Source organism: Trinickia symbiotica (assembly GCF_003028655.1).
In the GTDB taxonomy this organism is placed as follows: Bacteria; Pseudomonadota; Gammaproteobacteria; order Burkholderiales; family Burkholderiaceae; genus Trinickia; species Trinickia symbiotica_A.
This window is the reverse complement of the sequence record NZ_PYUC01000012.1, coordinates 127,941-153,942: the sequence shown is the minus strand read 5'-3', so window position 1 is coordinate 153,942 and position 26,002 is coordinate 127,941. Positions and strand designations below refer to the sequence as shown.

Below are 26,002 nucleotides of genomic sequence, written 5' to 3'. Positions count from 1 at the left end.
GGATGGCGGCGGCTCGCGCTTTAGCGCGAGCGCGGATACGAGCCGAGAATCTTGAGGAACGCCGCCTTTGTCCCGAGCTCGGCGAGGGCCGCCGCCACCGACGCATCGTCGCGATGGCCCTCGACATCGATATAGAAGTAGTACTCCCACGTCCCCATGCGCGCGGGCCGCGATTCGAAGCGCGTCATCGAGACGCCGTGCTTCGCGAGGGGCTCGAGCAGCTTGAAGACGGCACCCGGCTCGTTTTTGACCGAGACGATCAGCGAAGTCAGATCGTAGCCGCTCACGCCGGCCGGCGCGCGGCCGATGACGACGAAGCGCGTGCGGTTGTGCGGATCGTCCTGAATCGCCGCATGGACGATCTGCAGCCCATAACGCGAGGCGGCGCGCTCGCCGGCGATGGCGGCGACACCGGGATCTTCCGCAGCCAGCCGCGCCCCTTCCGCGTTGCTCGACACGGCCTGGCGCTCGACATGCGGCAGATTCGCGGCGAGCCAGCGCTGACACTGCGCGAGCGACTGCGCATGCGCGCACACGCGTGTGATGTCGGTCACCGTGCCGCTTTGCGTGAGCAGATTGTGGCGGATCGGCAGCACGATTTCGCCGCCGATCAGGAGCTGCGTCTGCAAGAGCAGATCGAGCGTACGCGCGACGGCTCCCTCGCTCGAGTTCTCGACGGGCACGACGCCGTATTCCGCGCTTCCGGCTTCGACGGCGCGAAACACCTCGTCGATCGTGAGGCACGGCACGCCCTCGATCGAATGCCCGAAATACTCGTGCACCGCTTCTTCGCTATAGGTGCCGAGCGGACCGAGAAACGCCGCGGTAATCGGCCGCTCGAGCGCGCGGCTCGCCGCCATGATCTCGCGCCAGATGGCGCCGATGTGATCATCGGCGAGCGGCCCGCCGCTCATCTGTTGCAGCCGCGCGATGACCTGCTGCTCGCGCTCGGGCCGAAACACGGGTGCGTTGTAGTCCTTCTTGACCTCGCCCACTTCGAGCGCGATCGCCGCGCGCTGGTTGAGCAGCGCAATCAACTGCTCGTCGATCGCATCGATGCGGTCGCGCAGCGGCTTCAATCTTGAATTCAGTTCGTCGTCCATGCGTGAAACGGCCATGTCGAAAGTCGGCAAGCGGCCGGTGCCCTCGCGTCGATCGCCATCCGGCGGATCGACACGCGATGGAGCCGGCGCGCGCCCGGTTTCGCGCGTCATGCGCGGTCCTTTTCGAATTCCTTCATATACTCGACGAGCGCCTTGACGCCTTCGAGCGGCACCGCGTTGTAGATCGACGCCCGCATGCCGCCGACGGACTTGTGGCCCTTCAGCTGCATCAGCCCGCGCGCTTTCGCGCCGGCAAGGAAATCTTCATTGCGCGACTCGTCCGCGAGAAAGAACGGCACGTTCATCCGCGAACGCGAAGCGCGTTCAACCTTGTTGATATAAAAGTCGCTCGCGTCGATCGTGTCGTAAAGATGTTTCGACTTCTCGACGTTGCGCGCTTCGATCGCCCGCACACCGCCCTGGCGCTTCAGCCACTTGAAGACGAGCCCGGCGATGTAGATCGCGTAGGTGGGCGGCGTGTTGTACATCGAGTTGTGCGCGGCGACGGTCTTCCACTCGAACGCCGACGGGCAGATCGCCAGCGCCCGCTCGAGCAGGTCCTCGCGCACGACGACGAGCGTCACGCCCGCCATCCCGATGTTCTTCTGCGCGCCGCCGAACAGCACGCCGAACTTGGCGACATCGAGCGGGCGCGACAGCACGTGCGAGGAGACGTCGGCGACGAGCGGTATGTCGCCGAGATCGGGGATGTCGAACGTCTCGACGCCGTGGATCGTCTCGTTCGTGCAGAGATGGACGTACGCCGGATCGTCGGACAGCTGCCATTCGGCGCGCCGCGGCGCGCGCGTGAAGCCGTCGGACGTCTCGCCGCTCGCGGCGAGGTGCGGCGTGCAGTACTTCGCCGCCTCCTTGAACGATTTGTTCGACCACGAGCCCGTTAAGACGAAATCGGCCGTCTTGCGCGAGCCGAGCATGTTCATCGGAACGATCGCGTTCTCGGCCAGTCCGCCGCCCTGCATGAAAAGAATGTGATGGCTCGCGGGCACTTCGAGCAGCTCGCGCAGATCGACCAGCGCCTCTTCGTGGATCGACATGAACTCGCGCCCGCGATGGCTCATCTCCATCACGCTCATGCCGCTGCCGCGCCAATCGAGCATTTCTTCGGCCGCTTGGCGCAGCACCTCCTCCGGCATGGCGGCCGGGCCGGCAGCGAAGTTGAAGACGCGCATCTTGAAAAACCCCCGAGATCGATGGTGAAGCGCTGCGGCGAAAGCGAACGGCCTGGCGGCGACAGGGCCGGCTGCGAGAGTCCGACCCAGTCGAAAAAAGAAAAATGGCCGTCCGCGCATATCGCGCAAACGACCATTTTATCGCAGTGCCGTATAAACGACGACGGAACGCGCGTGATGCCCGGCGCCCAAGCCTCTGTTCGGAAGGCCTCAGGCACGCCGGGCAGCGAGCCGCAGCCCCAACTGCCGCCGCGGCCATGGCCGCCCGAGAGCGGCCGATGCGGCTCGCCGCCGAACTTACTTGGCCGCCGGCTTGACTCCCGCGACTTCCTTGTCGGCCTGGTCGCGCGTCGCCTTGATCGATTGCGGCATGTACTTCTGCATGAGGCCGTTGACGACGTCGCGGCCCACCTGGTCTTGCACCTCGATGAACTTGCGGCCGGTCGGGCTCTTGTAGAACGTCGTCAGGTCCTTGATTTCCTGCGTCGTGTAGTACTTCGCGTAGGCTTCATATTGGGCCTGCATCGCGTCCTGGCGGAACTGGTCGCTCGCGAAAACCTGGCCCGCCGAGTCGACGAGCTTCGGCACCGCGTTCTTCTGCAGAGTAGGCACGGCGGCCTGCTTCTGCTTATCCGTCATCGACTTGTTCTCGGTCAACGCGTCCGACAGAATCGCCGGAACGAGCTGCTTCGCCTGCATCTGCGCGCTGTTGCCGATCGCGCTGACGAGTTTTTGCGCGTCGATCGCGGCAAGCAGTTCCTTGATCGCGCCTTGCTTGGCCGGATCGTTCGCATCGGCGGCCGGTGCCGGCGCCGCCGGAGCCGACTGCTGCGACTGGAGCGCTTGCGCCATCGCGAAGGTCGGCACGAAGGCGGCCAGCAGCATCCATTGCTTGAAACGTCGTTGCATCTTCACTCCCTCTAAAAAATAAGTCGATTATCTCGCGCGCGTGGCTCGCAGCTTACGCTGCGCGGCCCTCTCCCCCGCCATTCGCGCGTCATGGCCGAGTGCTGTCCGCCGACCGTAAAACGCCGTTCGGCGAAGCGTCCATCCATGTGTGATCAGGCTTCGCCGCCCTCGCCGTTGCCGTCCTCGGCGACTTCGCCATCCGCGTCCGCTTCGGCGATCTTCTGAAGACCGGAGAGTTTCGTGCCTTCGTCAAGGCTGATGAGTGTAACACCCTGCGTCGCGCGGCCCATCTCGCGGATCTCCGAGACGCGCGTGCGGATCAGCACACCCGTGGTCGTGATCAGCATGATTTCGTCCTCGGCGTCGACGAGCGTCGCCGCGACCACCTTGCCGTTGCGCTCCGACGTCTGGATCGCGATCATCCCCTTCGTGCCGCGGCCGTGCCGCGTGTACTCGGCAATCGGCGTGCGCTTGCCGTAGCCGTTCTCGGTTGCCGTCAGCACCGACTGCGTCTCGCTGCCCGCCACGAGCATCGCGATGACCTGCTGCCCCTCCTCGAGCTGCATGCCGCGCACGCCGCGCGCCTCGCGGCCCATCGGGCGAACGTCGTTCTCGTCGAAGCGCACCGCCTTGCCGGCGTCGGAGAACAGCATCACATCGTGCTGACCGTCCGTGATCGCGGCGCCGATCAGATAATCGCCCTCGTCGAGCCCGACCGCAATGATACCTTTGCGCAATGGTCTGCTGAAAGCCTCCAGCGGCGTCTTCTTCACGGTGCCGAGCGACGTCGTCATGAAAACGAACTTGTCGGCCGAAAATTCCTTGACCGGCAAGACGACGTTGATCTTTTCGCCTTCCTGCAGCGGGAACATATTGACGATCGGCCGCCCGCGCGAATTGCGCGAGCCTTGCGGCACCTCGTAGACCTTCACCCAATAGACGCGTCCGCGGTTCGAGAAGCAGAGAATGTGGTCGTGCGTGTTGGCGATGAAGAGCGTGTCGATCCAGTCGTCTTCCTTCATCTGCGTGGCCTGCTTGCCGCGCCCGCCGCGCTTTTGCGCACGGTATTCGGACAGCGGCTGGGACTTCACGTAGCCCGCGTGCGACATCGTGACGACCATGTCCTGCGGTGTAATCAGATCCTCGGTGTTGAGCTCGGTCGCGTTGAGCTCGATCGTCGAGCGGCGCGCATCGCCGAACTCGGCCTTCACCGCGGCGAGCTCGTCGCCGATGATCGTCGTGATCCGCTCGGGGCGCGCGAGAATGTCGAGCAGATCGGCGATCTGCGCCATCACCTCGCGATACTCGCCGATGATCTTGTCCTGCTCGAGGCCCGTGAGGCGTTGTAGGCGCATCTGCAGAATTTCCTGCGCCTGCGTATCGGAAAGCTTGTAGAGCCCGTCGCCCTGCATGCCGAACGCCGGGTTCAGCCCTTCGGGCCGGTAGGCTTCGCGCCCGCCCGCCGCCGCATTGTCGCTTTCGGCGCGCGTCAGCATCTCGCGCACGAGCGACGAATCCCAGGCGCGCGCCATCAGCTCCTGCTTCGCGATCGGTGGCGTCGGCGCCGCCTTGATGATGGCGATGAATTCGTCGATGTTCGCGAGCGCGACCGCAAGGCCCTCGAGCACGTGGCCGCGCTCGCGCGCCTTGCGCAATTCGTAGACGGTGCGCCGCGTGAGCACCTCGCGCCGGTGCGCGAGGAACGCCTCGAGCATCTCCCGCAGATTGAGGAGCTTCGGCTGGTTGTCGACGAGCGCGACGAGATTGATGCCGAACGTATCCTGGAGCTGCGTCGCCTTGTACAAATTGTTGAGGACGACTTCGGGCACCTCGCCGCGCTTGAGCTCGATCACGACACGCATGCCGCTCTTGTCCGACTCGTCGCGAATATCGGAAATACCCTCGAGCTTCTTCTCGTTGACGAGCTCGGCGATGCGCTCGAGCAGCGAGCGCTTGTTGACCTGATAGGGGAGCTCGTCGACGATGATCGCCATGCGCTGGCCGCGGTCGATCTCCTCGAAATGCGTCTTCGCGCGCATCACGACGCGCCCGCGGCCCGTGCGGTAGCCCTCGCGCACGCCGGCGAGGCCGTAGATGATGCCGCCCGTCGGGAAATCGGGCGCCGGAATGATTTCCAGCAGCTCGTCGATGCCCGCGGCCGGATTCTTCAGAAGATGCTGGCAGGCGTCGACGACCTCGCCGAGATTGTGCGGCGGAATGTTCGTCGCCATCCCGACCGCGATGCCCGACGAGCCATTGATCAGCAGGTTCGGAATGCGAGCGGGCAGAATCAGCGGCTCGTTCTCGCTGCCGTCGTAGTTCGGTCCGAAGTCGACCGTTTCCTTGTCGATATCGGCGAGCAGCTCGTGGCCGATCTTCGCCATGCGGATTTCGGTGTAGCGCATCGCCGCGGCGTTATCGCCGTCGACCGAACCGAAATTGCCCTGCCCGTCGACGAGCATGTAGCGCAGCGAGAAGTGCTGCGCCATGCGCACGATCGTGTCGTAGACCGCCTGATCGCCGTGCGGATGGTACTTACCGATGACGTCGCCGACGATACGCGCCGACTTTTTATAGGCGCGATTCCAGTCGTTGTTGAGCTCGTGCATCGCGTAAAGGACGCGCCGGTGCACGGGCTTCAGGCCGTCTCGGACGTCGGGAAGCGCGCGCCCCACGATGACGCTCATCGCGTACTCGATGTACGAGCGGCGCATTTCCTCCTCGAGGGAGATGGGCAGAGTCTCTTTGGCGAATTGATCCATTATCCGTGTCTTGTTCAGGCGAGGACGAGCCCGGACAGGCGTTTCGACGACGGCCGGCACGCTGCTCCGACCTTTGTCCGACCGCTCGAGTCGCCTCGATCATCCGGTTCGTTCCCGCACGGCCCAAGCGAGCGCCGGGCATCACGCGATTCTAACATGCGGCAGACGCCCGCCCGCCGCAGGTACGTATCCCCCATTGGGGAAGCTCGCGAAGGCGTTCTCGAGGCATTTCGCGAGCCGCGGCGAGTGCGGCGTGCAGCAGGTCCGTCGGAAGATTTGACTCAGCTGGCGCGCGCGCCGCGAGTCGAATTTTCTTCTGTGCTGGCACGGACCGTGCCCCGGCCCATCGGCCGCAAACGCCCGTCCTGCTTCGCTGTTGCTGATGCACCACATTCGAATGAGACGGCCCGAGCTCGGGGAACTTTTTTTTCGTAAGAAGGGAACGATATGGCAAAATGCCAACGCACTCGGCTAGACGCTGCTCGAAGTGTCTGCATGGCCGCCCGTTTCTGCGCTGCACCGATGTTATACTTCGAGCAATGTATGACTAGTCTTTGTCATCAAAGCTCGCAGTAAACCTGCGGTAATCTCAATTTCGAGAGGAGAAATATGAATAAACTTTCAAAGCTCGCGTTCATTGCAGCTACCGCAGTCATGGCTGCATCCGCTTCGGCACAGTCGGTGCCGGCGTCGCGACAAGCCACGAATGACAACTGGGTCAACGGCACCGGCGAATACGTGTGGATGAACGGCACGAACGAGCTTTGCTGGCGCGATGCTTTCTGGACGCCGGCAACGGCGAACGCCAAGTGCGACGGCGCTCTCGTCGCGCAAGCCCCGACGCCGCCGGTCGCTCCGCCGCCCGCGCCGCCGGCCATCACGAGCCAAAAGGTCACGTTCTCGGCTGACACGCTGTTCGACTTCGACAAGGCTGTCCTGAAGCCCGAAGGCAAGGCCAAGCTCGACGATCTGGCGAGCCAGCTGCAAAACACGAACCTCGAAGTGGTCGTCGCCACGGGTTACACGGACCGCATCGGTTCGGACAAGTACAACGACCGTCTGTCGCTGCGCCGTGCGCAAGCTGTGAAGGCGTACCTGGTCAGCAAGGGTATCCCGGCGAACAAGATCTACACGGAAGGCAAGGGCAAGCGCAACCCGGTCAAGGAATGCGCGGGCAAGAAGGTCACGGCCGCTCTGAAGGCCTGCCTGCAGCCGAACCGCCGCGTGGAAGTCGAAGTCGTCGGCACGAAGCAAGTGCAGCAAGGTCAGTAATAATAGAAGCAACGGCGCCTTTGCGGGCGTCTTGCGGCAAAACCCCGCCTCGGCGGGGTTTTTTTCTGCCGGCCGCCGTCGCCGGGGCCCGGCATCCCCCGATCATCTCCGTGCGCGGGCGCCGTTGCGCCGTCAGTTGGCGCCGGTTTGCTTTTGTCAGCGCACGAGCCTCGATATACTCGGAACTGACCGCAGGCTTTGACCTCCTTCGAACCTATGACGAACGCCGATCCCCATGAGCTACAGAAATTCAGCGATCTCGCTCATCGCTGGTGGGATCCGAATGCGGAGTTCAAGCCGCTGCACGACCTGAATCCCGTTCGGCTAGGGTGGATCGACGCCCATGCGCATCTTCCGGCCAAGCGTGTGCTCGATATCGGCTGCGGCGGCGGCATCCTGTCCGAATCGATGGCGGGGCTCGGCGCGCAAGTCAAAGGGATCGATCTTTCGTCGGAAGCGCTTGGCGTGGCCGATCTCCACAGTCTCGAAAGCGGAGTTTCCGTCGAGTACGAGGAGATCTCGGCCGAGGCACTCGCGGCGCGAGAGCCGGCGAGCTACGACGTCGTCACGTGCATGGAAATGCTCGAGCACGTGCCCGATCCGGCCGCGATCGTGAAAGCCACCGCCACGCTCGTCAAGCCGGGCGGGTGGGTCTTCTTCTCGACGCTGAACCGGAACGTCAAGTCGTACCTTTTCGCGGTCATCGGGGCCGAATACATCGCCCAGATGCTGCCGAAAGGCACGCACGACTATGCGCGTTTCATCCGCCCGTCGGAGCTGGCGGCCTTCGCTCGAGCCGCGGGGCTCACCGCTGCCGACCTGAAGGGCATCACGTACCGGCCGCTCGGCAAGCGCTTCGGGCTCTCGGACGATACGAGCGTCAACTATATGTTTGCCTGCCGCCGCGACGGTTGAGGCACAAGCGTGGCCGCAGGCTCGAGCCGGCGGCCTTCGCCATCCCGCTTTTCACGCCCTCCTTCCCATGAATCAACCGATTCCCCAACCCGATCCGCGCCTTGGCGTCGGCTCGATCGATCTTTGCCGGGCCGTTCTCTTTGATCTTGACGGCACGCTGGCCGACACCGCGCCCGATCTCGCGGCCGCCGCGAATAAAATGCGCGCGGATCGCGGACTCGAGACGGTGCCGCTCGAGCAGTTGCGACCGCTCGCCTCGGCCGGTGCGCGCGGGCTCATCGGCGGCGCGTTCGGGATCGGACCCGAGCATCGAGAATTCCCGGCGATGCGCGAAGAGTTTCTCGCCAATTACGAGACTGATCTCTGCATCGAGACGACGCTCTTTCCGGGCATCGCGGAACTGCTCGACGAGCTCGACGCGCGCGATCTCCGCTGGGGGATCGTGACGAACAAGGTCGGTCGGCTGACGATGCCGCTCGTCGAACGACTGGGGCTTGCAAGCCGGGCGCATTGCGTCGTTGCCGGCGACACGACGCCTCACGCGAAGCCTCATCCCGCCCCGCTCCTTCACGCGGCTCAGGTGCTGGCGATGCGGCCCGACATCGTCGCCTATGTAGGCGACGACCTGCGCGATGTCCAGGCGGGCTTCGCCGCCGGCATGGTGACAGTCGCTGCGGCCTACGGCTATTGCGGCACCGACCTGCCGCCGGCGATGTGGCACGCGCAGCATATCGTCGACTCGCCGGTTCAATTGCGGCGACTGCTCGCCGGGCTCAACTGCCGCGCCTGAACCGAATGCGCCGGCGATTGAGGGCCCTCGGTTCCCAGTTGGGCTCTTGAATTCCCGAGGGGGCGCACCATCTTGCGTTCTGTGGGATAATTCATCCTTCGACCGGGGCCGACCTGGTTTCGACGTGGATAACGAAGCAGTGCAGGGCATACCGAGGACCCGTCACCTCGTAAATCAATGGGAACTTAAGTAACTGCGAACGACGAAACGTACGCATTGGCGGCTTAAACCCCGCCAACCTCGCACTGGCTCGCTGACGGGCTAGGGTCGCAAGACCAGCGAGGTCATTCACGTCAGCTAATCTCCGGCAGCGTCGCGAGGCCGGAGCCGAAAACCTAGCGACTCGCCGTAACGAAGCGTGTTCGTCCGCGTCGGTGCGGTTAAATCAAATGACAGAACTAAGTATGTAGAACTGGCTGTGGACTATTTGCGGACGCGGGTTCGATTCCCGCCGGCTCCACCAAACATCATCGCAGCATTCGTCCTCTTCCATGAAAGCCCCGTGACTGATAAGCCGCGGGGCTTTTGCTTTCCGCGGTCATTCGACATCCCTCGCCGTCATGCGCGAAGCTTCGTTCGAGCTGGGAGCCCAGATACTCGCTGATCGCGTCCGTCGATCCGCCGCGATAGAGCCTGTCCGTGCCGTGCGTACCAAGCGGCGTGCCGACTACCACCGCGTCCTGGCTACGGCTCATTGGATCGGGGATGTCCTCTGAGGCTCTCCACCAGCTCCTGCACTTCCTGCCGAGTCTTTGTTACATCGTTTTGGATCTGCTTCAACTCACTGGCGGTTTCAGCGAGCGAGGCTGCCAAGGTTCTGCCGGAGTCGAACGATGCAACCATGTTCGACAGCACGGTGGCATTGAAAGTCGCAATGCTACCCACGGTCGCGATCGCGGTCGTCACCATGAAAATCTTGAGGCTCCGAGCATACTCCGCCATCTCGGACCGAATGGACCTCGACTCGGATCGAGCGGCAGCCACCTCGCTCCGAAATTCCTCGAGAACTGTCCCGAAACGCACATCCCGTTCATCCAACAACTTTTGTTGCGCCTCGCGCCATTGCGCCAGCAGGGCGCGCTCGCTACTGACGCGCTCATCGAACAGTTTTCTATGCGAGTCGAGCCTTTCGTCGAATAGCTTCGCGGTCGCCTCGAGCCTATCGTCCAAGTGGCGCAGGTGTAGCTCGAAATCTTCTTTCGTCGGTGCAGTCATTGCTGGAACAATTCAATTTCAAGAGATCGGCGTCGCGGCGTTCGGCGATGGTTGCCAGAAGCATATCCGTCTCAAAACCCTCATCGATCCTTCTGCCGTAAACCGGGCTCGAAATCGCCCATTCGGATAAGCCCATGACCGGGAGGAGCCGCACGCCGTTCCGATTGCAGCCAGCGCTTAGCTCCTCCGCCGCGCTCACCACGTCTCGCGCACGACCATCAGCCGCAGTTCGGTCATGTCCTCGATCGCATAGCGAATACCCTCGCGTCCAAGCCCCGAATCCTTCACGCCGCCGTACGGCATGTTGTCGACGCGAAACGACGGCACGTCGTTGATGACGACGCCGCCCACCTCGAGCGCGTCCCACGCGCGGTGCGCATGCGCAAGCGAATCGGTGAAGATCCCTGCCTGCAGCCCGAAGTCGCTGTCGTTGACGACCGCGAGCGCCTGCTCGAAATCATCGAAGCGCTCGAGGATCGCCACGGGCCCGAATGCCTCCCGCCGATAGAGATCGGTGTCGCGCTTGACACCTTCGAGCAGCGTCGCTTCGAACATCGCGCCGTCCACGTTCCCGCCCGCGATGATCTTCGCCCCCGCCTGCACCGCACCCTCCATCCAGCCGGCAAGGCGCCGCGACTCCGATTCGGAGATCATGGGGCCGACGAAGGTCTTCTCGTCCTTTGGATCGCCCATTTTCAGGGACTTCGTCTTCGCGATCAGCTTCTCCCGCAGCGCGTCGTATAGCGACGCATGGATGAGTATCCGCTGAACGCCGATGCAGCTTTGCCCTGATTGATAGAACGCCCCAAAGGCAAGCCGGTCCACCACGTAGTCGAGCTTGCCGCCCTGGTCGCCGTCGACGATCGCGGCAGCATTGCCGCCCAGTTCGAGGATGACCTTCTTCTTCCCCGCCTTTTTCTTGAGTTCCCAGCCGACGGCCGGCGACCCTGTGAACGAAAGCAGCTTGAATCGCTCGTCGGTCGTAAACAAGTCCGCGCCATCGCGATGAGCGGGCAGCACGGAGAAGGCGCCTTTCGGCAAATCCGTCTCGGCCAGTACCTCGGCAATGATGAGCGCACCTATAGGCGTGCGGCTCGCCGGCTTCATCACGAACGACACTCCCGCCGCGAGCGCCGGCGCCACTTTGTGCGCGGCAAGGTTGAGCGGGAAATTGAACGGCGAAATGAAGGAGCACGGTCCGATCGGCACACGCTTCACATAGCCGTGGTAACCCTTCGCCCGCTGCGATATTTCGAGGTTGATGACCTCGCCGTCGATGCGGACAGACTCTTCGGCCGCGACCTTGAATGTATCGATGAGCCTCGTGACCTCGCCGCGCGAATCGTTGATCGGCTTGCCGGCTTCTATGCAAAGCGCCATCGCGAGCTCGTCGTAGCGCTCGCGAAAGCGCTTCACGCAATGCTCGAGCACCAGCTGCCGCTTGAACGGCGGGTAGGCGCGCAACGCCGGCATCGCGTCGACGGCGGCCGAGATCGCCTTGTCGATGGCCTGTGCGTCGGCAAGCGCGACACGCGTCGCGACTTCGCCGCTGTATTTGTCGGTGACCTCGAGATCGGTGTTCGCCGCAACCGGTTCGTTCGCAAGGTAATACGGATAGGTCGGTTTCAACATGTCATGTTCTCCTGGGTGCGATTCGTTCGCTTAGGAAAATCAATCCCCCTTCTCTCCTCTCAGATCCGCGCCGACAGCCGTTTGATCTCGCGATTGAGCACGCGCTCGTTGTCCGAATAGTCGATGGGGACGTCGATCACATGCACCCCCGGCGTCGCGAAGCAATCGCGCACGAGCGGCGCGAACTCGGCAGCCGACGTGACGCGGTGACCCTGCGCGCCATAGCTCTTCGCATAGTCGACGAAATCGGGATTCGCAAGCGTCATCCCGTAGTCCGGAAAGTTCATGTTCTCCTGCTTCCAGCGGATCATGCCGAATGCATCGTCGCGCAAGATCAGCACGACGAGATCGAGCTTGAGCCGTACGGCCGTTTCGAGCTCCTGCGAGTTCATCATGAAGCCGCCGTCGCCGCAGACGGCGATGACCTTGCGATCGGGATGCACGATCTTCGTCGCGATCGCGGACGGCAAGCCCGCGCCCATCGACGCGAGCGCGTTATCGAGCAGCAGCGAGTTCGGCTCGTGCGCGCGGTAGTAGCGCGCGAACCAGATCTTGTACATGCCGTTGTCGAGGCAGATGATGCCGTCCTCGGGCATGGTCTCGTAGACGTCGTTGACGATCCGTACCGGGTACATCGGGAACCGATCGTCATGCTGCCCCTTCACGAGGTGCGCCTCGAAGTGCTCCTTGATTTCGGTAAAGCGCGTGAAATCCCACCGCTTCTCGCACGTTTTCAGGCTCTCCTTCAACTGCCATACCGCGTTCGCGATGTCGCCGACGACTTCGATCTGAGGGAAATAGACAGGATCGACTTCGGCACCGAGGAAATTCACGTGGATGACCGTCTTCTCGCCCGCGTCGGCGCCGCGCATGAAGAACGGCGGCTTCTCGATCACATCGTGCCCGACGTTGATGATGCAGTCCGCGTGATCGATCGCGCGGTGCACGAAATCGCCGTCCGAAAGTGTCGCGTTTCCGAGCCACAGAGGGTGCGATTCGTCGATCACGCCCTTGCCCATCTGCGTCGTAAAGAACGGGATGCCGGTCTGGTCGACGAATTCGCGCAGCACCTTGCGCGTCGTCTTGCGGTTGCCGCCGGCGCCGATCATCAGAAGCGGATGCCTCGCCCCGCCGATCGCACTGACGGCATGCGCGACGGCCTTTTCCTCGGCGACGGGACGTCGGCTGTAGCTCTTCGGAATCGGCTTGCCGTCGCCCTCTTCGTGCGCGACGTCTTCCGGCAGCTCGAGATGCGTGGCACCCGGCCGCTCCTCCTCGGCACGGCGAAACGCCTCGCGCACCAACGCCGGGATATTGCCGATCGACACGATTTGCCGCGAGTACTTCGTGAGCGGCTCCATCATGCGCACGACGTCGACGATCTGAAAGTGCCCCTGCTTGCTCGTCTTGATCGGCTTTTGGCCCGTCACCATCAGCATCGGCATGCCACCGAGCTGAGCGTAGGCCGCGGCCGTGACGAAGTTGGTGGCGCCGGGGCCGAGCGTGGACAGGCAGACGCCCGTGCGACCCGTCAACCGCCCGTACGTCGCCGCCATGAAACCGGCCGCCTGCTCATGGCGCGTCAGCACCAGCTTGATTTTCGAGCGGCGCAGCGACTCCAGCAGGTCGAGATTTTCCTCGCCCGGAATGCCGAATACGTATTCGACGCCTTCGGCCTCGAGCGACTTGACGAACAGATCGGATGCTTTCATGAAGACTCTCGTTGGATTCGTTTGACGATTGCGGGCGCGCGCGGCGGCGGATGAAACGCCCGGCGTGCGCAAGAGGAACTGCAACTGCGATCGAACGAAAGAGCAGATCGCGCGAGCGAACGATCTTGCCTGCCGCACTCGCGCGTGTCGGACAGATTACTCCGGTAACAAAACATTGGCTTGCAACCGGGCCTTCGCTTATCTTATTGGGCAATCTCGCATGCTCCGCAGGAGGAGCCATGAGTCGGCTCATCGGTGTGCCATCGCGCCCCGCGCATCACGGATCCGGGAAAGTCTTCGCGTCCTCCGGCAGGCTCACATCATGACGGAGCACCGTACGCCGGGACCCGGTGACCGTCTCGCGATCCGCGACGATTCCGACGTCGCGGTTGCGCGGCGCCGCGTTCGCGAGTTGGGTGCGCAGGAAGCGCTCCCACCGCCCAAGATCGCGGCGCTGGAAACCGCCATCACCGAGATCGCGCGCAATATCCTCGTGCACGCCGGAAAGGGGGATATCTCGTTCGGCACCCTCACGGACGGCGGACGCCGTGGCGTTGCCGTCCTCGCTCGGGACTGGGGGCCGGGCATCGCGGATGTCGCGCAGGCGATGCAGGATGGCTATTCGACCGGCGATGGGCTGGGCCTGGGGCTCGCCGGCGCACGGCGTCTCGTCGACGAGTTCGAGATCGATTCGGTCGTTGGCGCAGGCGTGACAGTGACGCTCAAGCAGTGGAACGACGCAATCGATTGGGGTTGGGACAAACCGCTCTGAAGCAAACGCGCGGCCACGCGCGCGACGCCAACGGCGGGAACCGATTCACCCCACGCCGAATCATTTCTCTTCGCGCGCTTCGACGGCCGCGAGCGGCAAAATGGCGGTCAGCTCGAAGCCCGAGCCCGGCGCCGTGCGGATTTGGATTTCGCCGCCGAGCAACGCCGCGCGCTCTCGCATACCGATCAGGCCGAACGAGTGCCGGCCGGAGCGGGAGTCTCGCGCGGCGGCGCCGCGCCCGTTGTCGACGACGCGCACGATGCAATGCGGATCGCGCCGGACGATGTCGAGCACCACCTCGGTCGCGCCGGAATGGCGCGCAACGTTCGTCAGCGCCTCCTGCACCATGCGAAACACCTCGATCCTGCATTCGCGATTGAACTCCATCGCGTCGACATCGATATGCCGGATCACCTTCACCTGATAGCGTGCGGAAAAGTCGCTGGCGAGCCATTCGATCGCCGGAATCAGCCCGAGATCGTCGAGCATGACCGGACGCAGATCCGCCGCGATCCGCCGCACTGAATCGATGAGTTGATCGATCATCGCGTACATGCCGCGCAGGTCGCCCTGCGATAGCGACGGTGCCGCGCGGTTCGCGCTCTTGTGCTCGGCGAGCGTCGCGGCCATCTTCAGCGCGGTCAGTTGCTGCCCCAGGTCATCGTGCAGCTCGCGCGCGATCCGGGCCTTCTCCTCTTCACGAATCCGCTGGATATGCGCGGACAGGCGCCGCAGCTCTTCGCGCGAAACGCGCAGCGCTTCCTCGTCGCGCTTGCGATCCGTGATGTCCATGATCCACCCCACCATCCGATAGGGCTCCCCGGCATCGTCCCATAACGCCTGCCCGCGCGATTGAACCCATCGGAATCCGCCCGATTTCGTGAGCAGCCGATACTCGACATCGTACGGGCGGCGCTCGCGCAGATGCATGTTCAGCCGTTGCTTCACGCGGCCGATATCGTCGGGGTGGATCGCATCGAGATGGGCACGGCTCTCATTGGGCAGCTCGTGATCCGCATAGCCCATGATCCCCTTGAAATGGGGCGAGAAATAGACTTCTCCGCTCTGCGGATTCCAGTCCCACAGTCCGGCCGTCGCGCCGCTCACGGCAAGTTGAAACCGCTCCTCGCTCGCCGCCAGCGCGGCGCGATAGCCGTGCAGCGACATCTCGAACGGCGCGAGCAGTTCGTTGAAAAACTCCGTCGAAGCATCGAGGCGTTGCTGTCGATCGGCGGCAGCCGGCAACACGAGCGTATCCAACGCGGCGCGATGCAGCGCGGCCATCTCGAGCACGCCCAAGCCCTCGACCATCGCACGCCGGCCCAATTCGTAGGCGCGTGTCCGTGCGGCCTCGTCGCGCTGCCCGAGATACGCCTCGAGACTCGAGACGTATTCGTCGACGAGCGCGTCGAGCCGCGCGGTCATGAGGCGGCTCCGAGATAGCGCGCCACGACGACATGCGCGTCGTCGGAATCCTTCCCGTAGCGGACGAGGATCGACTCGGCGATTTCCTGGGGGCTGTACTCCATCGTCACGCCAGCGGAGAAATTGCTTCGAATGCCGTCTGTCGCCATGACGAGCGTGTCGCCTCGCGACAACGGCAATCGATCGGCCTTCAGCGGCGGAAGCCGATAGCCGACGACGCCGCCGCGCGTGGAAATCGCTTCGTCGCGCCGCTGCCGGCCATCGCGAACGCGGCAGAGAATACCGTCGACGTTACCTACCCCGGTCCACGTCAGCGAGGCATCGCGCGCGTCGAACGAGGCCAGGGTCATGACGGCGCCACGCGTCCCGCGCAGCGCCTCGTGGCATCGCTGCACCAGGCGCGCGACCGGCTCGGACGCATGCGCTTCGAGCACGGGGACGGCAGCCTGCGAGGCGGCCGCCGCCGCGTCGCCATGTCCAAGCCCATCGAGCAATGCGACGAGCGTGCCGCCATCGAACGGGACGACGACGTGAAGATCGCCCGACGGCCCGTCGAGCGCACGACCCGCCCAGCCCCATTCGACGACGGGGCCTCCGGACGGGGGCGTAGGGTAAATCATCTCAGCCATCGCTTCATCTTGATCGTCGTGCCCTTGCCGAGCGCCGACGTCAACTCGAATTCGTCCATGACGCGCTTCGTGCCGGGCAGGCCGACGCCAAGGCTCCTCCCCGTCGAGTACCCGTCACGCATGGCGAGCTCGATGTCGGGAATGCCCGGCCCTTCGTCCCGAGCGACGATCTGAATGCCCTTGCGCGCGCCGTCGTCGAGGCGGCACAGGACGATCTCGCCGCTCTTCGCATAGGAGACGATGTTTCGGGCCATCTCCGAGATCGCGAGCGCGATGATCGTCTGGTCAGTCGTCGAAAATCCCGTCTCGGCGGCTAGCTCGCGACCTTTCTGGCGAGCCGTGACGATATCGGCTTCGCGCTCGATCGGCACCCGCACCTCACCCGTCATGGCGGCGGCCCTCTCTCGCTTGTCCGCCGAGATGCGCGAGCCCCTCTTCGAGATCGAGCGCGGTGATGACGCCGTCGAGCGAAAGCCCGAGTTGGACCATCGCGAACGCCACGTCGGGCTGAATGCCGACGACGACCGTCGCGGCGCCGCGCAGCTTCGCGACATAGGCGATCGCGCGCAGCGTGCGCGTCGCGAACGAATCGAGCACGTCGAGTGCCGTCACGTCGATGAGGACACCTTTGATCCGCAAGTGCCCTATCCGCTCCGCGAACCCGTCGCGAAGGTCGATGAGATCCTGATCCGACAGCGCGGATTGAATCGACGCGATGAGCACATCGCCTTGTTTGAGGATGGGAACGGACACGGCCTTAGCTCGCCCCGTTCAAACGGCCGTCGACGAGCTCCGGCGCGCCCGCCTGCATCAAACGATAGCCGAGCGTGTGTTCGGCGCGCTCGATGCCGCCTTGGAGATCGCCGACGGTGTCGAGCGTGCCGAGCTCGATGCCGAGCGCGACGAGCGACTGAGCCACGGGGGCGCTGATACCGGTCACGATGACCTGCGCCCCCATGAGGCGCGCCGCGGCGACCGTTTGCATGATGTGATTGGCGACGCGCGAATCGATCGTCGCGACGCCCGTGATATCCATGACGACGACGCGGGCGCGGGCGGACCGGATTTCCTGCAGCAGGCTTTCGGTGATGAGCCGCGCGCGATAGGTATCGATGACGCCGATGATCGGCAAAAGCAGCAGGCGCTCGCGCAACTGCAACACCGGCGTAGAGAGCTCGCGTATTGCCTCCTGCTGCTGGCGAATGACGCGCTCACGCTCGAAGACGAGGACGTCGACGATGAGGCCGATATCGAAAAAGGCCACCTTCTTCAGCGACATGTAGCTCTCGAATGCATCGTAGGCCGCATGCCCGGCATGCTTCACGATGTCTACGCCGATGTTGCGCAACAGATGGTGGAAGGCGCCGAGAAAAAGCCGGGTGTCGAGACCGGCCACCGCATAGAGCAGGCCGAGTTCGATGCGCTGCTCGACATACCCCGAGCCATAATCGCCCGATACCATCGCACGCAAGTGGTCTTTCTTGAGGCGCTTCGCTTTATCGGCAAGCGCCTGGTTCTGAAGCAGCGGGCGGGCTTCGTCGAGACCCGAGAGATGATCGAAGAAGATGCCCGCATATTCGTCGAGCCGGTGGAGCACCGGGTCCCTGATCGCGGCAATCCGCGTGACGTCGGTCGAGTCGAGACCGACGATCTTCTTGCGTCGCTCGATGGCGCCATCGCTGAGCCCCATTTGATGCATCAACGTCAGCGCCTCGCGTTGCTCGTTCGGTGTCGCCATGCACGCCCTCTCTCGTTATGTCTGTCGAATGACGCCTGACTGCTTCCGGCATTCGGTCTTCGGGGTTGAATCAGGGTCGGTTTCGTCCGATTTTTTAGTATAACCATGAATCGCTAACTCGCAAGCCGGACCGGTCGCGTCGCGCCGCGCCCCTGGTCGCAACGCGGACGGCCACCGCCGCCGACAGACATAGCATTGCCGCGATTTTCTTACTATGCTCGTATGAATTGCCTACCGGTTAAGATCAATAGGCCCGGAAGTCGCAAATGCTACCGAACGTCTACAAGCTGACGGCCGTGCTTTCGCTGGCGGGACTTGCCGCGCTCGCCGTCCTCTCAGTCGGTTTGCCACACCCGATCGCGAACGCATGTGGGTTCCTTGCTCTCTTCGCGATCCTGATTCCGGTGCAGACGCCGCTCACGCGGCCCTTGGTGCTCGCGTTCACCGGTTTTCTCATCACGCGCTACATCGCCTGGCGCTTCGCATCCTTTCCGATCGGCGGCGGCTTGCCGACCGAACTCGTCGCGGCGGCGCTGCTCGCGGCGGAGCTCTATTGCATGGGGGTTTCTTTGCTCAGCTATTTCGTGAGCGCTCGGCCGCTCGAGCGGCGGCCGCTCCCGCTGCCTGACGATCCGCTGGCGCTGCCCTTTGTCGACATCTACATCCCCACCTATTCCGAACCGCTATCCGTCGTCGCGCCGACCGTCTGCGGCGCCGTGGAAATCGACTATCCCAAGGAACGATTTCGCGTCTTCGTGCTCGACGACGGCTTTCCGCGCTCCATGACAGCGCAACGCGCAGAGCAAAGACGGGAACTCGCCGAGCGCGCCGAGCGGCTGAAAGCACTCTCGGCACGTCACGGCGCCGTCTACTTGACCCGCGAATCGAACGCGCACGCGAAAAGCGGCAATCTCAATGCGGCGATGCGCACCACGTCGGGCGATCTGATCGCGATCCTCGATGCCGATCACGTGCCGACCCGCGACTTCCTTCGGGCTACCGTCGGCTTTTTTCTCGCCGATCCGAAAATCGCCCTCGTGCAAACACCTCACTTCTTCACGAACCCGGATCCGGTCGAAAAAAATCTCGGCCTCTTCAGTCAAACGCCAGCCGAGAACGACCTCTTTTATCGGGTGGTGCAAAAGGGCCTGGATACGTGGAATGCGTCGTTTTGCTGCGGCTCCGGCGCTGTGGTACGGCGTGCCGCCATGGAGGAAATCGGCGGATTCTCGACAGAGTCGATCACGGAAGACGCCTCGACCTCCGTCAAGCTGCATCAGCGCGGATGGCATTCCGCCTACTTGAGTCGACCGATGGTGGCGGGTCTGCAGCCGGAGACGATCTCCGGCTTCCTCGTTCAGCGCATCCGCTGGGGCGTCGGGATGATGCAGATCCTGATGAAGCAAAATCCGTGGTTCATCCGCGGCCTCTCGCTGACCCAGCGGGTCGCCTACTCCTCCGTCGGTCTTTTCTGGTTCTTCCCGTTCGCGCGCCTCGTCACTTTCGCCGTACCCATCGTGAGCATCGTCTTCAAGCTGCAGACGTATCCGGGCGGAGCGAACAATCTCGTCGGCTATACGCTGCCCTATCTCGTCGCGGCCGTCTTGACCGCCGAGCGATTGAACGGCCGCTTCAGGCGCATCTTCTCGTCCGAACTGTACGAGACGATACAAGCGTTTTACGTCCTTCCCGCCCTGGTCTCGGCGCTCTTGCGACCCAACTCGCCGATATTTCACGTCACGCCGAAAGGAGAAAAAAGCGACGTCGACTTCATCAGCGAGCTCCGATTGCCGTTCTATGCCATCTTCGCCGGCTCGCTGCTCGGCCTGATATGGGGCGGCGTTCGCCTCGCGCTCGAACCGGAATCGCGCGCTCTCCTCGTGGCAGCCGTCGCATGGATCGGCTTCAACCTCTTTCTGAGCTTCGGCGCGCTCGGCGCCCTCTTCGAAAAAGCGCAGCGTCGCGTACGACCGCGCATCGTCATGGGAGACCCCGTGACGCTCGTCGGTCCGTTCGGCGAACGAGAAGCGGTGCTCGTTGATGCCAACGAACTCGGACTGCGCATACGCCTGCACGAGCCGTTATCGCTTGAGCGCTTCGCGCTCAAGTTCGGCGACCGACTGCTCAACGTGCGCGTCATCAGCACCGTCGATAGCGCGCGAGGAGAGTACGTCGGCCTCTATACGCCGCAATCGGCCGAGGAGGAGCGCGCCGCCGTCGTGCTGGCCTACGGCGACAGCGAACGATGGTTGCGCCAGTGGAAGGAGCGCGAGGCGCCGGCGAACTTTCTCAGGTCCTTCATCGGCATGCTTGCCCTCTCCGTGAAGGGCGCCCATGCGCATGCTCGGCATGTTGGCCGAAAGGTCTTCCATGGCTAAACGATGGGCCCGCGCCGCCGCCGCGTGCTTGCTGTGCGCGGTCGCGGCGTTCGCCCGCGGACAGACGGCGACGCGGCCATTCTCGGCGCTTCGCGCCACCGGCGGCGCCGCTGCCGCCGCCCATGCGCTCATCGTCGAACTCGCGCCCCGCGAGGCGCTGAGCGGCGTGCGCGTCCACTTGGTGCCGGCCCATCCGCCGCCCGCGGATTCGAAGTACGTCGTTTGGATCAACGGCGTTCGTTCCGCCGATGCCGATGGCGCGCCCGATGCCGGCGCGACCGACACGACGCTCGCCCTCCCGCCGCAAGCCTTCGTCCCCGGGATCAATAGCATCCAGGTGGCCCTCGTGCCGCGCACGGCGCAGGTAACCGGCGGCGATGCGAGCACGCACGCGGCTCTGATGAACGACGTCCGATCCTCGATTACGCTCGATTTCGCCGGCCTTCGCCCCAATGCCGCGCCGACGCTGGCGCAGCTGCCGCTCGCATTCGACGCACGCTCGTGGCTGCCTCGCACCGTCACGGTCGATCTGGGGCGGGGCGCGATATCGCCTGAGCGACTGGGGGCGGCCGCACTCGCCGTCGAAGGCATCGCAGCGCGTATGCGAGAGGTCGATGTCGACGTACAGTATCGCAGCGACAGGAAGCTCCTCGACTGGCCTCGCGACTCGGCTTCGTGGGGCCTCGAGCAAGAAGACGAGGACGGGGCGGACATGCTGCTCGTCGGCACGCGCAGCGCACTGTCCGACCTGCTGCCCGAATCGGTCGCGCGCACTGTCAGCGGCCCGTTCATCGGGATCTATCCGGCTCGCGCCGGCAAGGCAGTCATCGTCGTTCTTTCCGGGAACACGGACGCCGACTGTCTTCGAGCGGCGCAGGCGTTCGCGGATACGAGCGCAACGCTTGCCGCTCGTTCCGCGATGACAATCGATAGCGCGACGGCCGTTCAAACGCCGGCAACGCGCATGGCGATCACGCTGGCCGAGGCCGATCCCGCGCTGATGCGAGCAGCGCTCAATTTCGCCGCGCTGCATGCGCGCGCAACGGGCGCCATCGCCGACGTCGCGATCGATTTCTCCGCCGACGCGAGCCAGGCAAACTATTTCTTCGGTCAAGACTCCGCGCTCTCGCCGCGGCTACGTCGCGAGTTGCCCGCCTATCCGCCACTGCAACCCGGTCAGGTTGTGTCGGTTCCCGGCCGCAACGGCCCGGCACCGCGCATCGCGCTGCTCGGGATCTCGGATGCCGCCGTGAGCCGCGCGGTCGACATGCTGCGCCGGCCGGCCGCTTGGTCGCTCTTCATGCAACGCGCCACGCTCTTCGATACGCGTGCCGACTCGGCCGTCCCGCTCGCGCTCGCGCGGCGCTCGCCCATTGCGGAGGTCCGGCTTTTCCTCGCCGATCCGGTGGTCTTCTGGTCGATTCTGACGGCACTGCTTTTCGCCAGCTTCGTCTTTCTCAATGCGGCGTTGAAAGCCCAGGTCGCCGAGCGGCTCGCGGCAGCAGGCAAGCCCCCCTTCCCCGATTCCCGGTCCGGGCGAGAACCATGAAGCACTTGCTCGCACTCGCCGCTTTCGGCGCTTTCCTTTCCGCGCAAAACGCCGCGAGGGAGCAATCGTCACCTGCGTCGCCTCGGGCGCCGCAGGCGTCGCGCCAATCGGTATCGGCCCAAGGCGCGTGGGGCGACGCGCCAGCAGCGCAGAATTCCGTCAGGCTCGCGGAGCCCGCCGCCGGCGTCGGGACGCACGGTAATGTCGATCACAAGCGCAAGGCAACGACGACGGGTCGGACGCGCGCCTACGTGGCACCGACGGCCGAATCGCCCGGCTGCACGAGCCTGCCCGCGAAGTGGAATCGAGCGGAGCGATTGGCCGCGACGGGCCATCCCGAGCAGGCTTACGCGAGCTACCTCCAGCTCCTGCATACCTGCCCCCTCGGGCCCGAGCTCGAGGGCACTGCATGGAAAGCGGCCAACGCGCTGCCGGCGGCCTACGTCGACCGCCTGCTCGCCGACCCCGCGTTCGAGAGGCCGGCATTGCACAAGATCCGCACCGACATCGAACTGCAGCGCATGTATGCAGCAAATACGGCAGGCCGCTACGAAGACGCCCTCGGCTACTCGCGCGCGCTGCGAGCCGATCCCTCCGTCACGCTCGACGCCGCCGCGCTCGAGACATCCGGTTGGCTCGAGGAAAAAGCACACGACGACGCAACCGCCGAGCGCCTTTTCCGCGAGGCGCTGAAAGGCTCGAAGGACCCCGCACCGGCGCAGTTCGGCCTCGCTCTGGCGTTGATGCATCAAGGCCGACTCGAAGAAGCGGAAGCCGAATCGCGCGGCTTGACGACACCGCAGGGCCGGCGCCTGCACGCGGAAATCGCACTCGAGCGTGCAAAAGCGTCGGGCGATCCGGCCGAGGTCGATGCCGCGCTGAAACTCATCGACGAAACGGGCGGGGCACGCGATGCCGCGACGCGCTCGATGATCGGCTGGGCCATGTTGGCGAGCAAACGCCCGACTCAGGCCGAGGACATTTTCCGCACGCTTCACCGCGAAGCGCCCAAGAACGACGAGTACACGCAAGGCTTGGCATTCTCGTCCGCCGCCGCCCACGACTATGCGGCGCTCGATGCGCTCGTCGCCGAAAACGGTTCGCGCACGCCGGACGCCGCCCGCCAGCTGCTTGCCGAGCACGACGAGCGCCTCGGTCTCGATGCTCGAGCGCGCTCGCTCGCGGGACATTCCATCGAGGGGCACGAAGCGGCGATGCAGTCGCTTTTCTCGCTGGACCGAAAATCCGGGACACCGGGGCAGGACAAGCTGACCGTCTGGACGATCCCGCAGTTGTCCGCGATGCTTTTGCCGACCCCTTCGCTCTCATTGCGACTCGACGCCACGGTCATGCGACTCGATGATGGCGAACGCCGTGCTTGGGGCAAGCTCTTCGCCGCCGCGGCGCGGACCGACTGGAACGAAGGCGAGCTCGTCGCCGGCGCGGCGATCGAGATGCCGGGCCGCGGCCCGACTCAGATACTCGGCAAGATTCAATACCAGCGAGTCGCTGAGAACGAGCAATCGTTCGTGCGCATCACCGCCATGCGCGAGAGCATCTACGATTCGCTGCGCGCATACGAAGGCAGCCTGTCGGGATCCGGCCCGGCCGTCTCGTCTTCGCTCGAAGTGGCCGCGAGGGAACCGATCGGTCGGACGGCATGGTACGTCGGCGAAACGCTGGGAGGCGGTACGGTCACGGCGACGAATACCGCATTCAACCCGTTCTACGCGGCAAGTCTCGCGCTCACGCGAGACTTCTCCGTAAAAGGATGGAGCTGGCTCAACGCCGGACCGGAAATCCGGCTCAGCTCATACCGATACGACGCGAATCGATTCGACGGGCCCTATGCGGGCTATTGGAGTCCCAAATCGAATCGCGAAGCCGGGCTCGTTTTCAACGCCCAAACCGCCGAAGACCATCGATTCCTTTTCAAAACGGGCGGCCGTATCGGCTACGCCACGCGCGAGCTCTTCTCGGGCCGCGCTTCGGGCGCGTTCGGCGAAGATACGACGACGATCGCCATGCTCGTCGCGCCGAATCTCATCGTCGGGGGTGGCGTAGGCTATCGGGCGTCGCCGGGCTATCAAGACATGAGCGTGTTCGCCTGGCTGAAGATCCCATTCGACACCCGATCGCATCTTCGAGCTGCCGATCTCGTCACGCCACGCGGCTTTTAATTGGTGGGACCCTGATTGGTCCGACCCGTGCTCGAAGGCGGCACGCGGTTCTCAGGGTCGCCACCACCGGTCCACATACCGGGACTTTCGAGCATCTTTCCTACTCGACCAGTAGGACCCTGCCCCATGCCCTCGCTTCCACCGCATCAGCACAATACGAGCAAGACGAGAGCAATCGAGCATCGATCGGAATAACGGCGATGTCTCGCCCGTTCTAACTTCCGGCGAGCATCGCTTCGTTCGCGCTCATCGTCTTCGGATGCAACAGAAGAACGCGGCGTGATGGCGTTGCAGGGATGATCGCAACGAGCGGATCCCGACGTTGAAAGGGGGTGGGTCATGGCCACGGTCTTCGCGGGCTCGCACGTGTTTCATCGTCTGATGCGCTACGTGACGCTCGCCAGTCTCGCGATGCTGTGCCTCTGGCAGGCCATTCCCGCCCACGCGCTGCCGATCTTCGCGCGCCAGACCGGACAAAACTGCCTCGCCTGCCACGCGGGCGGCCAGTTCCCCGAGCTCACGCCGTACGGCCGCATGTTCAAGCTGACGGGCTACACGGCTGGCGAGCGCACGATTCCACTTGCGTTCATGGGAACGGCGGACTTTACCAAAACGCGCAACAACAAAGACGTCAATGGGAATCCGATCTCGCCCAAGGACGGAAATTTCGTCTGGGACGCCGCCAGCATCTTTCTCGGCGGCAAGATCACCGACAAGATCGGTGCGTTCGCCCAATACACGTACACCAACTACGATCACCAGAATGGCGACGGCAAGTGGATCGGACATTGGGGTTCGGACAATACCGACTTCCGGTTCGCTGACCGGTTCATCGGCGCAGCGAACGACGTCATCCTCGGCCTGACCGTGCACAACAATCCGACCGTGCAGGATGTCTGGAACACAGCGCCCGCGTGGAGCTACCCGTATCTTTCGTCGCCGGTCAGCAACGTCGCCTCTCCGCAGTTCCTTCCGCTGATCGAGGGCGCGCTCGCGCAGCAAGTGGTGGGCACCGGCGCCTATCTTTACTGGAACAAGCTGCTCTACGCGGAGCTGACCGCATACAGCACAGCGGACGGCATCTGGTCGTTCCTCAGCAAAGGCAACAAGCCGGGCGATCCGAACCACCCGCAGACTTACCTGCGCGGCTACAACCCGTACTGGCGTCTCGCCTTGACCCATGAATGGGGCCCGCACAACATCATGTTCGGCACGTTTGGCCTCATCGCCAACGTCTACCCGAACGACGCCGACTCGATCCCGATCTTCGCGCAAGGCGTCACGCGCTATCGCGACGTCGGGGTAGACGCGCAGTATCAGTACCTGCTCGAGCCGCATACGATCACCGCGCAGGCGCGGTACATCAAGGAGAACGTCGGCGACGCGCAGAACTTCGTGTTCGGCGATAGTCAGTCGGCCAATCTCGGCTCGTTGCGCCTCAAGGCCTCCTACATCTACCAGGCGAAGTATGGCGTGAGCCTGTCCTTCTTCAACGTGACCGGCAGCGCCGACAGCGTGGCCTATGGAAGCAGCGCGAACTTCCACCCGAACACTCAAGGCTGGATGCCGGAGATATTCTGGATTCCTTATCAATACGTGCGGATCGGTGTGCAGTACACGCATTTCACGAAATACCTTGGATCGAAGGCGAATTACGACGGCACCGGGCGCAACGCGTCAGACAACGACACGCTGTTTTTCTATCTATGGGCCGCTATTTGGTGATCAGGCGACGACGATGCCCGTCGAGTGCCGTGATCGGATGTGCCGACGCTCTCGCGCCACGAACGAATGCTGGCGAGAACGGAAGCGTCGAATGCAAGCGCGACGC

Annotated in this window: 20 protein-coding genes and 1 other RNA gene; 9 read left to right on the top strand and 12 right to left on the bottom strand. The window is 64.0% G+C overall.

Translation table 11 applies throughout. The features are described 5' to 3' along the window. Window positions 1–20: 20 nt before the first annotated feature. The 4 genes from pheA to gyrA all read right to left on the bottom strand — a co-directional run bounded on the left by pheA (window position 21) and on the right by gyrA (window position 5,964). On the bottom strand, window positions 21–1,103 hold the full coding sequence (gene pheA / locus C9I57_RS23040) for a prephenate dehydratase (RefSeq protein WP_107153004.1): 1,083 nt from the start codon (window positions 1,101–1,103) through the stop codon (window positions 21–23). A 107-nt stretch (window positions 1,104–1,210) separates the two neighbouring features. Beyond that, entirely contained in the window at window positions 1,211–2,293 is a 1,083-nt protein-coding gene (gene serC / locus C9I57_RS23035) for a 3-phosphoserine/phosphohydroxythreonine transaminase (protein WP_107152938.1), read from the bottom strand. Between the two features lie 297 nt (window positions 2,294–2,590). Next, complete coding sequence (locus tag C9I57_RS23030) at window positions 2,591–3,202, bottom strand: DUF2059 domain-containing protein (RefSeq protein WP_107152937.1); 612 nt, start codon at window positions 3,200–3,202, stop codon at window positions 2,591–2,593. A 152-nt stretch (window positions 3,203–3,354) separates the two neighbouring features. Continuing rightward, a complete protein-coding gene (gene gyrA, locus C9I57_RS23025) occupies window positions 3,355–5,964 on the bottom strand; it encodes a DNA gyrase subunit A (RefSeq protein WP_107152936.1) in 2,610 nt (869 codons plus the stop codon). A gap of 609 nt (window positions 5,965–6,573) precedes the next feature. On the opposite strand from gyrA, the gene ompA reads away from it, so the two are divergent. The 4 genes from ompA (at window position 6,574) to ssrA (ending at window position 9,404) form a co-directional block, all read left to right on the top strand. Next, on the top strand, window positions 6,574–7,236 hold the full coding sequence (gene ompA / locus C9I57_RS23020) for an outer membrane protein OmpA (RefSeq protein WP_107152935.1): 663 nt from the start codon (window positions 6,574–6,576) through the stop codon (window positions 7,234–7,236). Between the two features lie 216 nt (window positions 7,237–7,452). Then, window positions 7,453–8,151, top strand: coding sequence for a bifunctional 2-polyprenyl-6-hydroxyphenol methylase/3-demethylubiquinol 3-O-methyltransferase UbiG (gene ubiG, locus C9I57_RS23015; protein WP_107152934.1), 699 nt, complete (start codon window positions 7,453–7,455; stop codon window positions 8,149–8,151). A gap of 67 nt (window positions 8,152–8,218) precedes the next feature. Next, complete coding sequence (locus C9I57_RS23010; RefSeq protein ID WP_107152933.1) at window positions 8,219–8,941, top strand: HAD-IA family hydrolase; 723 nt, start codon at window positions 8,219–8,221, stop codon at window positions 8,939–8,941. A gap of 104 nt (window positions 8,942–9,045) precedes the next feature. Continuing rightward, window positions 9,046–9,404: a transfer-messenger RNA gene (gene ssrA / locus C9I57_RS23005) on the top strand. A gap of 221 nt (window positions 9,405–9,625) precedes the next feature. Here the strand turns inward: ssrA and C9I57_RS22995 are convergent. The 3 genes from C9I57_RS22995 to C9I57_RS22985 all read right to left on the bottom strand — a co-directional run bounded on the left by C9I57_RS22995 (window position 9,626) and on the right by C9I57_RS22985 (window position 13,500). After that, complete coding sequence (locus C9I57_RS22995; RefSeq protein WP_107152931.1) at window positions 9,626–10,156, bottom strand: hypothetical protein; 531 nt, start codon at window positions 10,154–10,156, stop codon at window positions 9,626–9,628. A gap of 195 nt (window positions 10,157–10,351) precedes the next feature. Beyond that, window positions 10,352–11,788 carry an aldehyde dehydrogenase family protein gene (locus C9I57_RS22990; protein ID WP_107152930.1) on the bottom strand — a complete coding sequence of 479 codons (1,437 nt, stop codon included), beginning with the start codon at window positions 11,786–11,788 and terminating at the stop codon, window positions 10,352–10,354. A 59-nt stretch (window positions 11,789–11,847) separates the two neighbouring features. Beyond that, entirely contained in the window at window positions 11,848–13,500 is a 1,653-nt protein-coding gene (locus C9I57_RS22985; RefSeq protein ID WP_107153003.1) for an acetolactate synthase large subunit, read from the bottom strand. Between the two features lie 322 nt (window positions 13,501–13,822). Between C9I57_RS22985 and C9I57_RS22980 the strand changes: the two genes are divergently transcribed. Further along, complete coding sequence (locus C9I57_RS22980; protein WP_107152929.1) at window positions 13,823–14,272, top strand: ATP-binding protein; 450 nt, start codon at window positions 13,823–13,825, stop codon at window positions 14,270–14,272. Between the two features lie 60 nt (window positions 14,273–14,332). On the opposite strand, the gene C9I57_RS22975 is transcribed toward C9I57_RS22980, so the two are convergent. The 5 genes from C9I57_RS22975 to C9I57_RS33055 are packed head-to-tail and all read right to left on the bottom strand — an operon-like array spanning window position 14,333 to window position 18,064. Then, window positions 14,333–15,697 (bottom strand): PAS domain-containing protein, encoded by a 1,365-nt coding sequence (locus tag C9I57_RS22975; RefSeq protein ID WP_107152928.1) that lies wholly within the window; start codon window positions 15,695–15,697, stop codon window positions 14,333–14,335. After that, on the bottom strand, window positions 15,694–16,326 hold the full coding sequence (locus C9I57_RS22970; protein ID WP_219909903.1) for a SpoIIE family protein phosphatase: 633 nt from the start codon (window positions 16,324–16,326) through the stop codon (window positions 15,694–15,696). The genes C9I57_RS22975 and C9I57_RS22970 overlap by 4 nt, the downstream gene beginning before the upstream one ends. Further along, the gene (locus tag C9I57_RS22965) at window positions 16,314–16,715 is read right to left on the bottom strand and encodes an anti-sigma regulatory factor (RefSeq protein WP_107152926.1); all 402 of its coding nucleotides are present in this window, start codon (window positions 16,713–16,715) and stop codon (window positions 16,314–16,316) included. Before C9I57_RS22965 ends, C9I57_RS22970 begins: the two co-directional genes overlap by 13 nt. Next, window positions 16,705–17,079, bottom strand: coding sequence for an STAS domain-containing protein (locus C9I57_RS22960; RefSeq protein ID WP_107152925.1), 375 nt, complete (start codon window positions 17,077–17,079; stop codon window positions 16,705–16,707). The genes C9I57_RS22965 and C9I57_RS22960 overlap by 11 nt, the downstream gene beginning before the upstream one ends. Before the next feature lie 4 nt (window positions 17,080–17,083). Next, window positions 17,084–18,064 (bottom strand): protoglobin domain-containing protein, encoded by a 981-nt coding sequence (locus tag C9I57_RS33055; RefSeq protein ID WP_107152924.1) that lies wholly within the window; start codon window positions 18,062–18,064, stop codon window positions 17,084–17,086. Between the two features lie 266 nt (window positions 18,065–18,330). Here C9I57_RS33055 and bcsA point away from each other — a divergent pair, with 266 nt between their 5' ends. The 4 genes from bcsA to C9I57_RS22935 all read left to right on the top strand — a co-directional run bounded on the left by bcsA (window position 18,331) and on the right by C9I57_RS22935 (window position 25,896). Beyond that, window positions 18,331–20,442, top strand: coding sequence for a UDP-forming cellulose synthase catalytic subunit (gene bcsA, locus C9I57_RS22950; protein ID WP_107152923.1), 2,112 nt, complete (start codon window positions 18,331–18,333; stop codon window positions 20,440–20,442). Beyond that, the gene (locus C9I57_RS22945; RefSeq protein ID WP_181321923.1) at window positions 20,435–21,991 is read left to right on the top strand and encodes a cellulose biosynthesis cyclic di-GMP-binding regulatory protein BcsB; all 1,557 of its coding nucleotides are present in this window, start codon (window positions 20,435–20,437) and stop codon (window positions 21,989–21,991) included. Before bcsA ends, C9I57_RS22945 begins: the two co-directional genes overlap by 8 nt. Continuing rightward, on the top strand, window positions 21,988–24,171 hold the full coding sequence (locus tag C9I57_RS22940) for a hypothetical protein (RefSeq protein WP_107152921.1): 2,184 nt from the start codon (window positions 21,988–21,990) through the stop codon (window positions 24,169–24,171). The genes C9I57_RS22945 and C9I57_RS22940 overlap by 4 nt, the downstream gene beginning before the upstream one ends. Window positions 24,172–24,510: 339 nt before the next feature. Beyond that, window positions 24,511–25,896: a cytochrome C gene (locus C9I57_RS22935; RefSeq protein ID WP_107152920.1), complete on the top strand. Its 1,386-nt coding sequence runs from the start codon at window positions 24,511–24,513 to the stop codon at window positions 25,894–25,896. The last annotated feature ends 106 nt before the right edge of the window (window positions 25,897–26,002 follow it).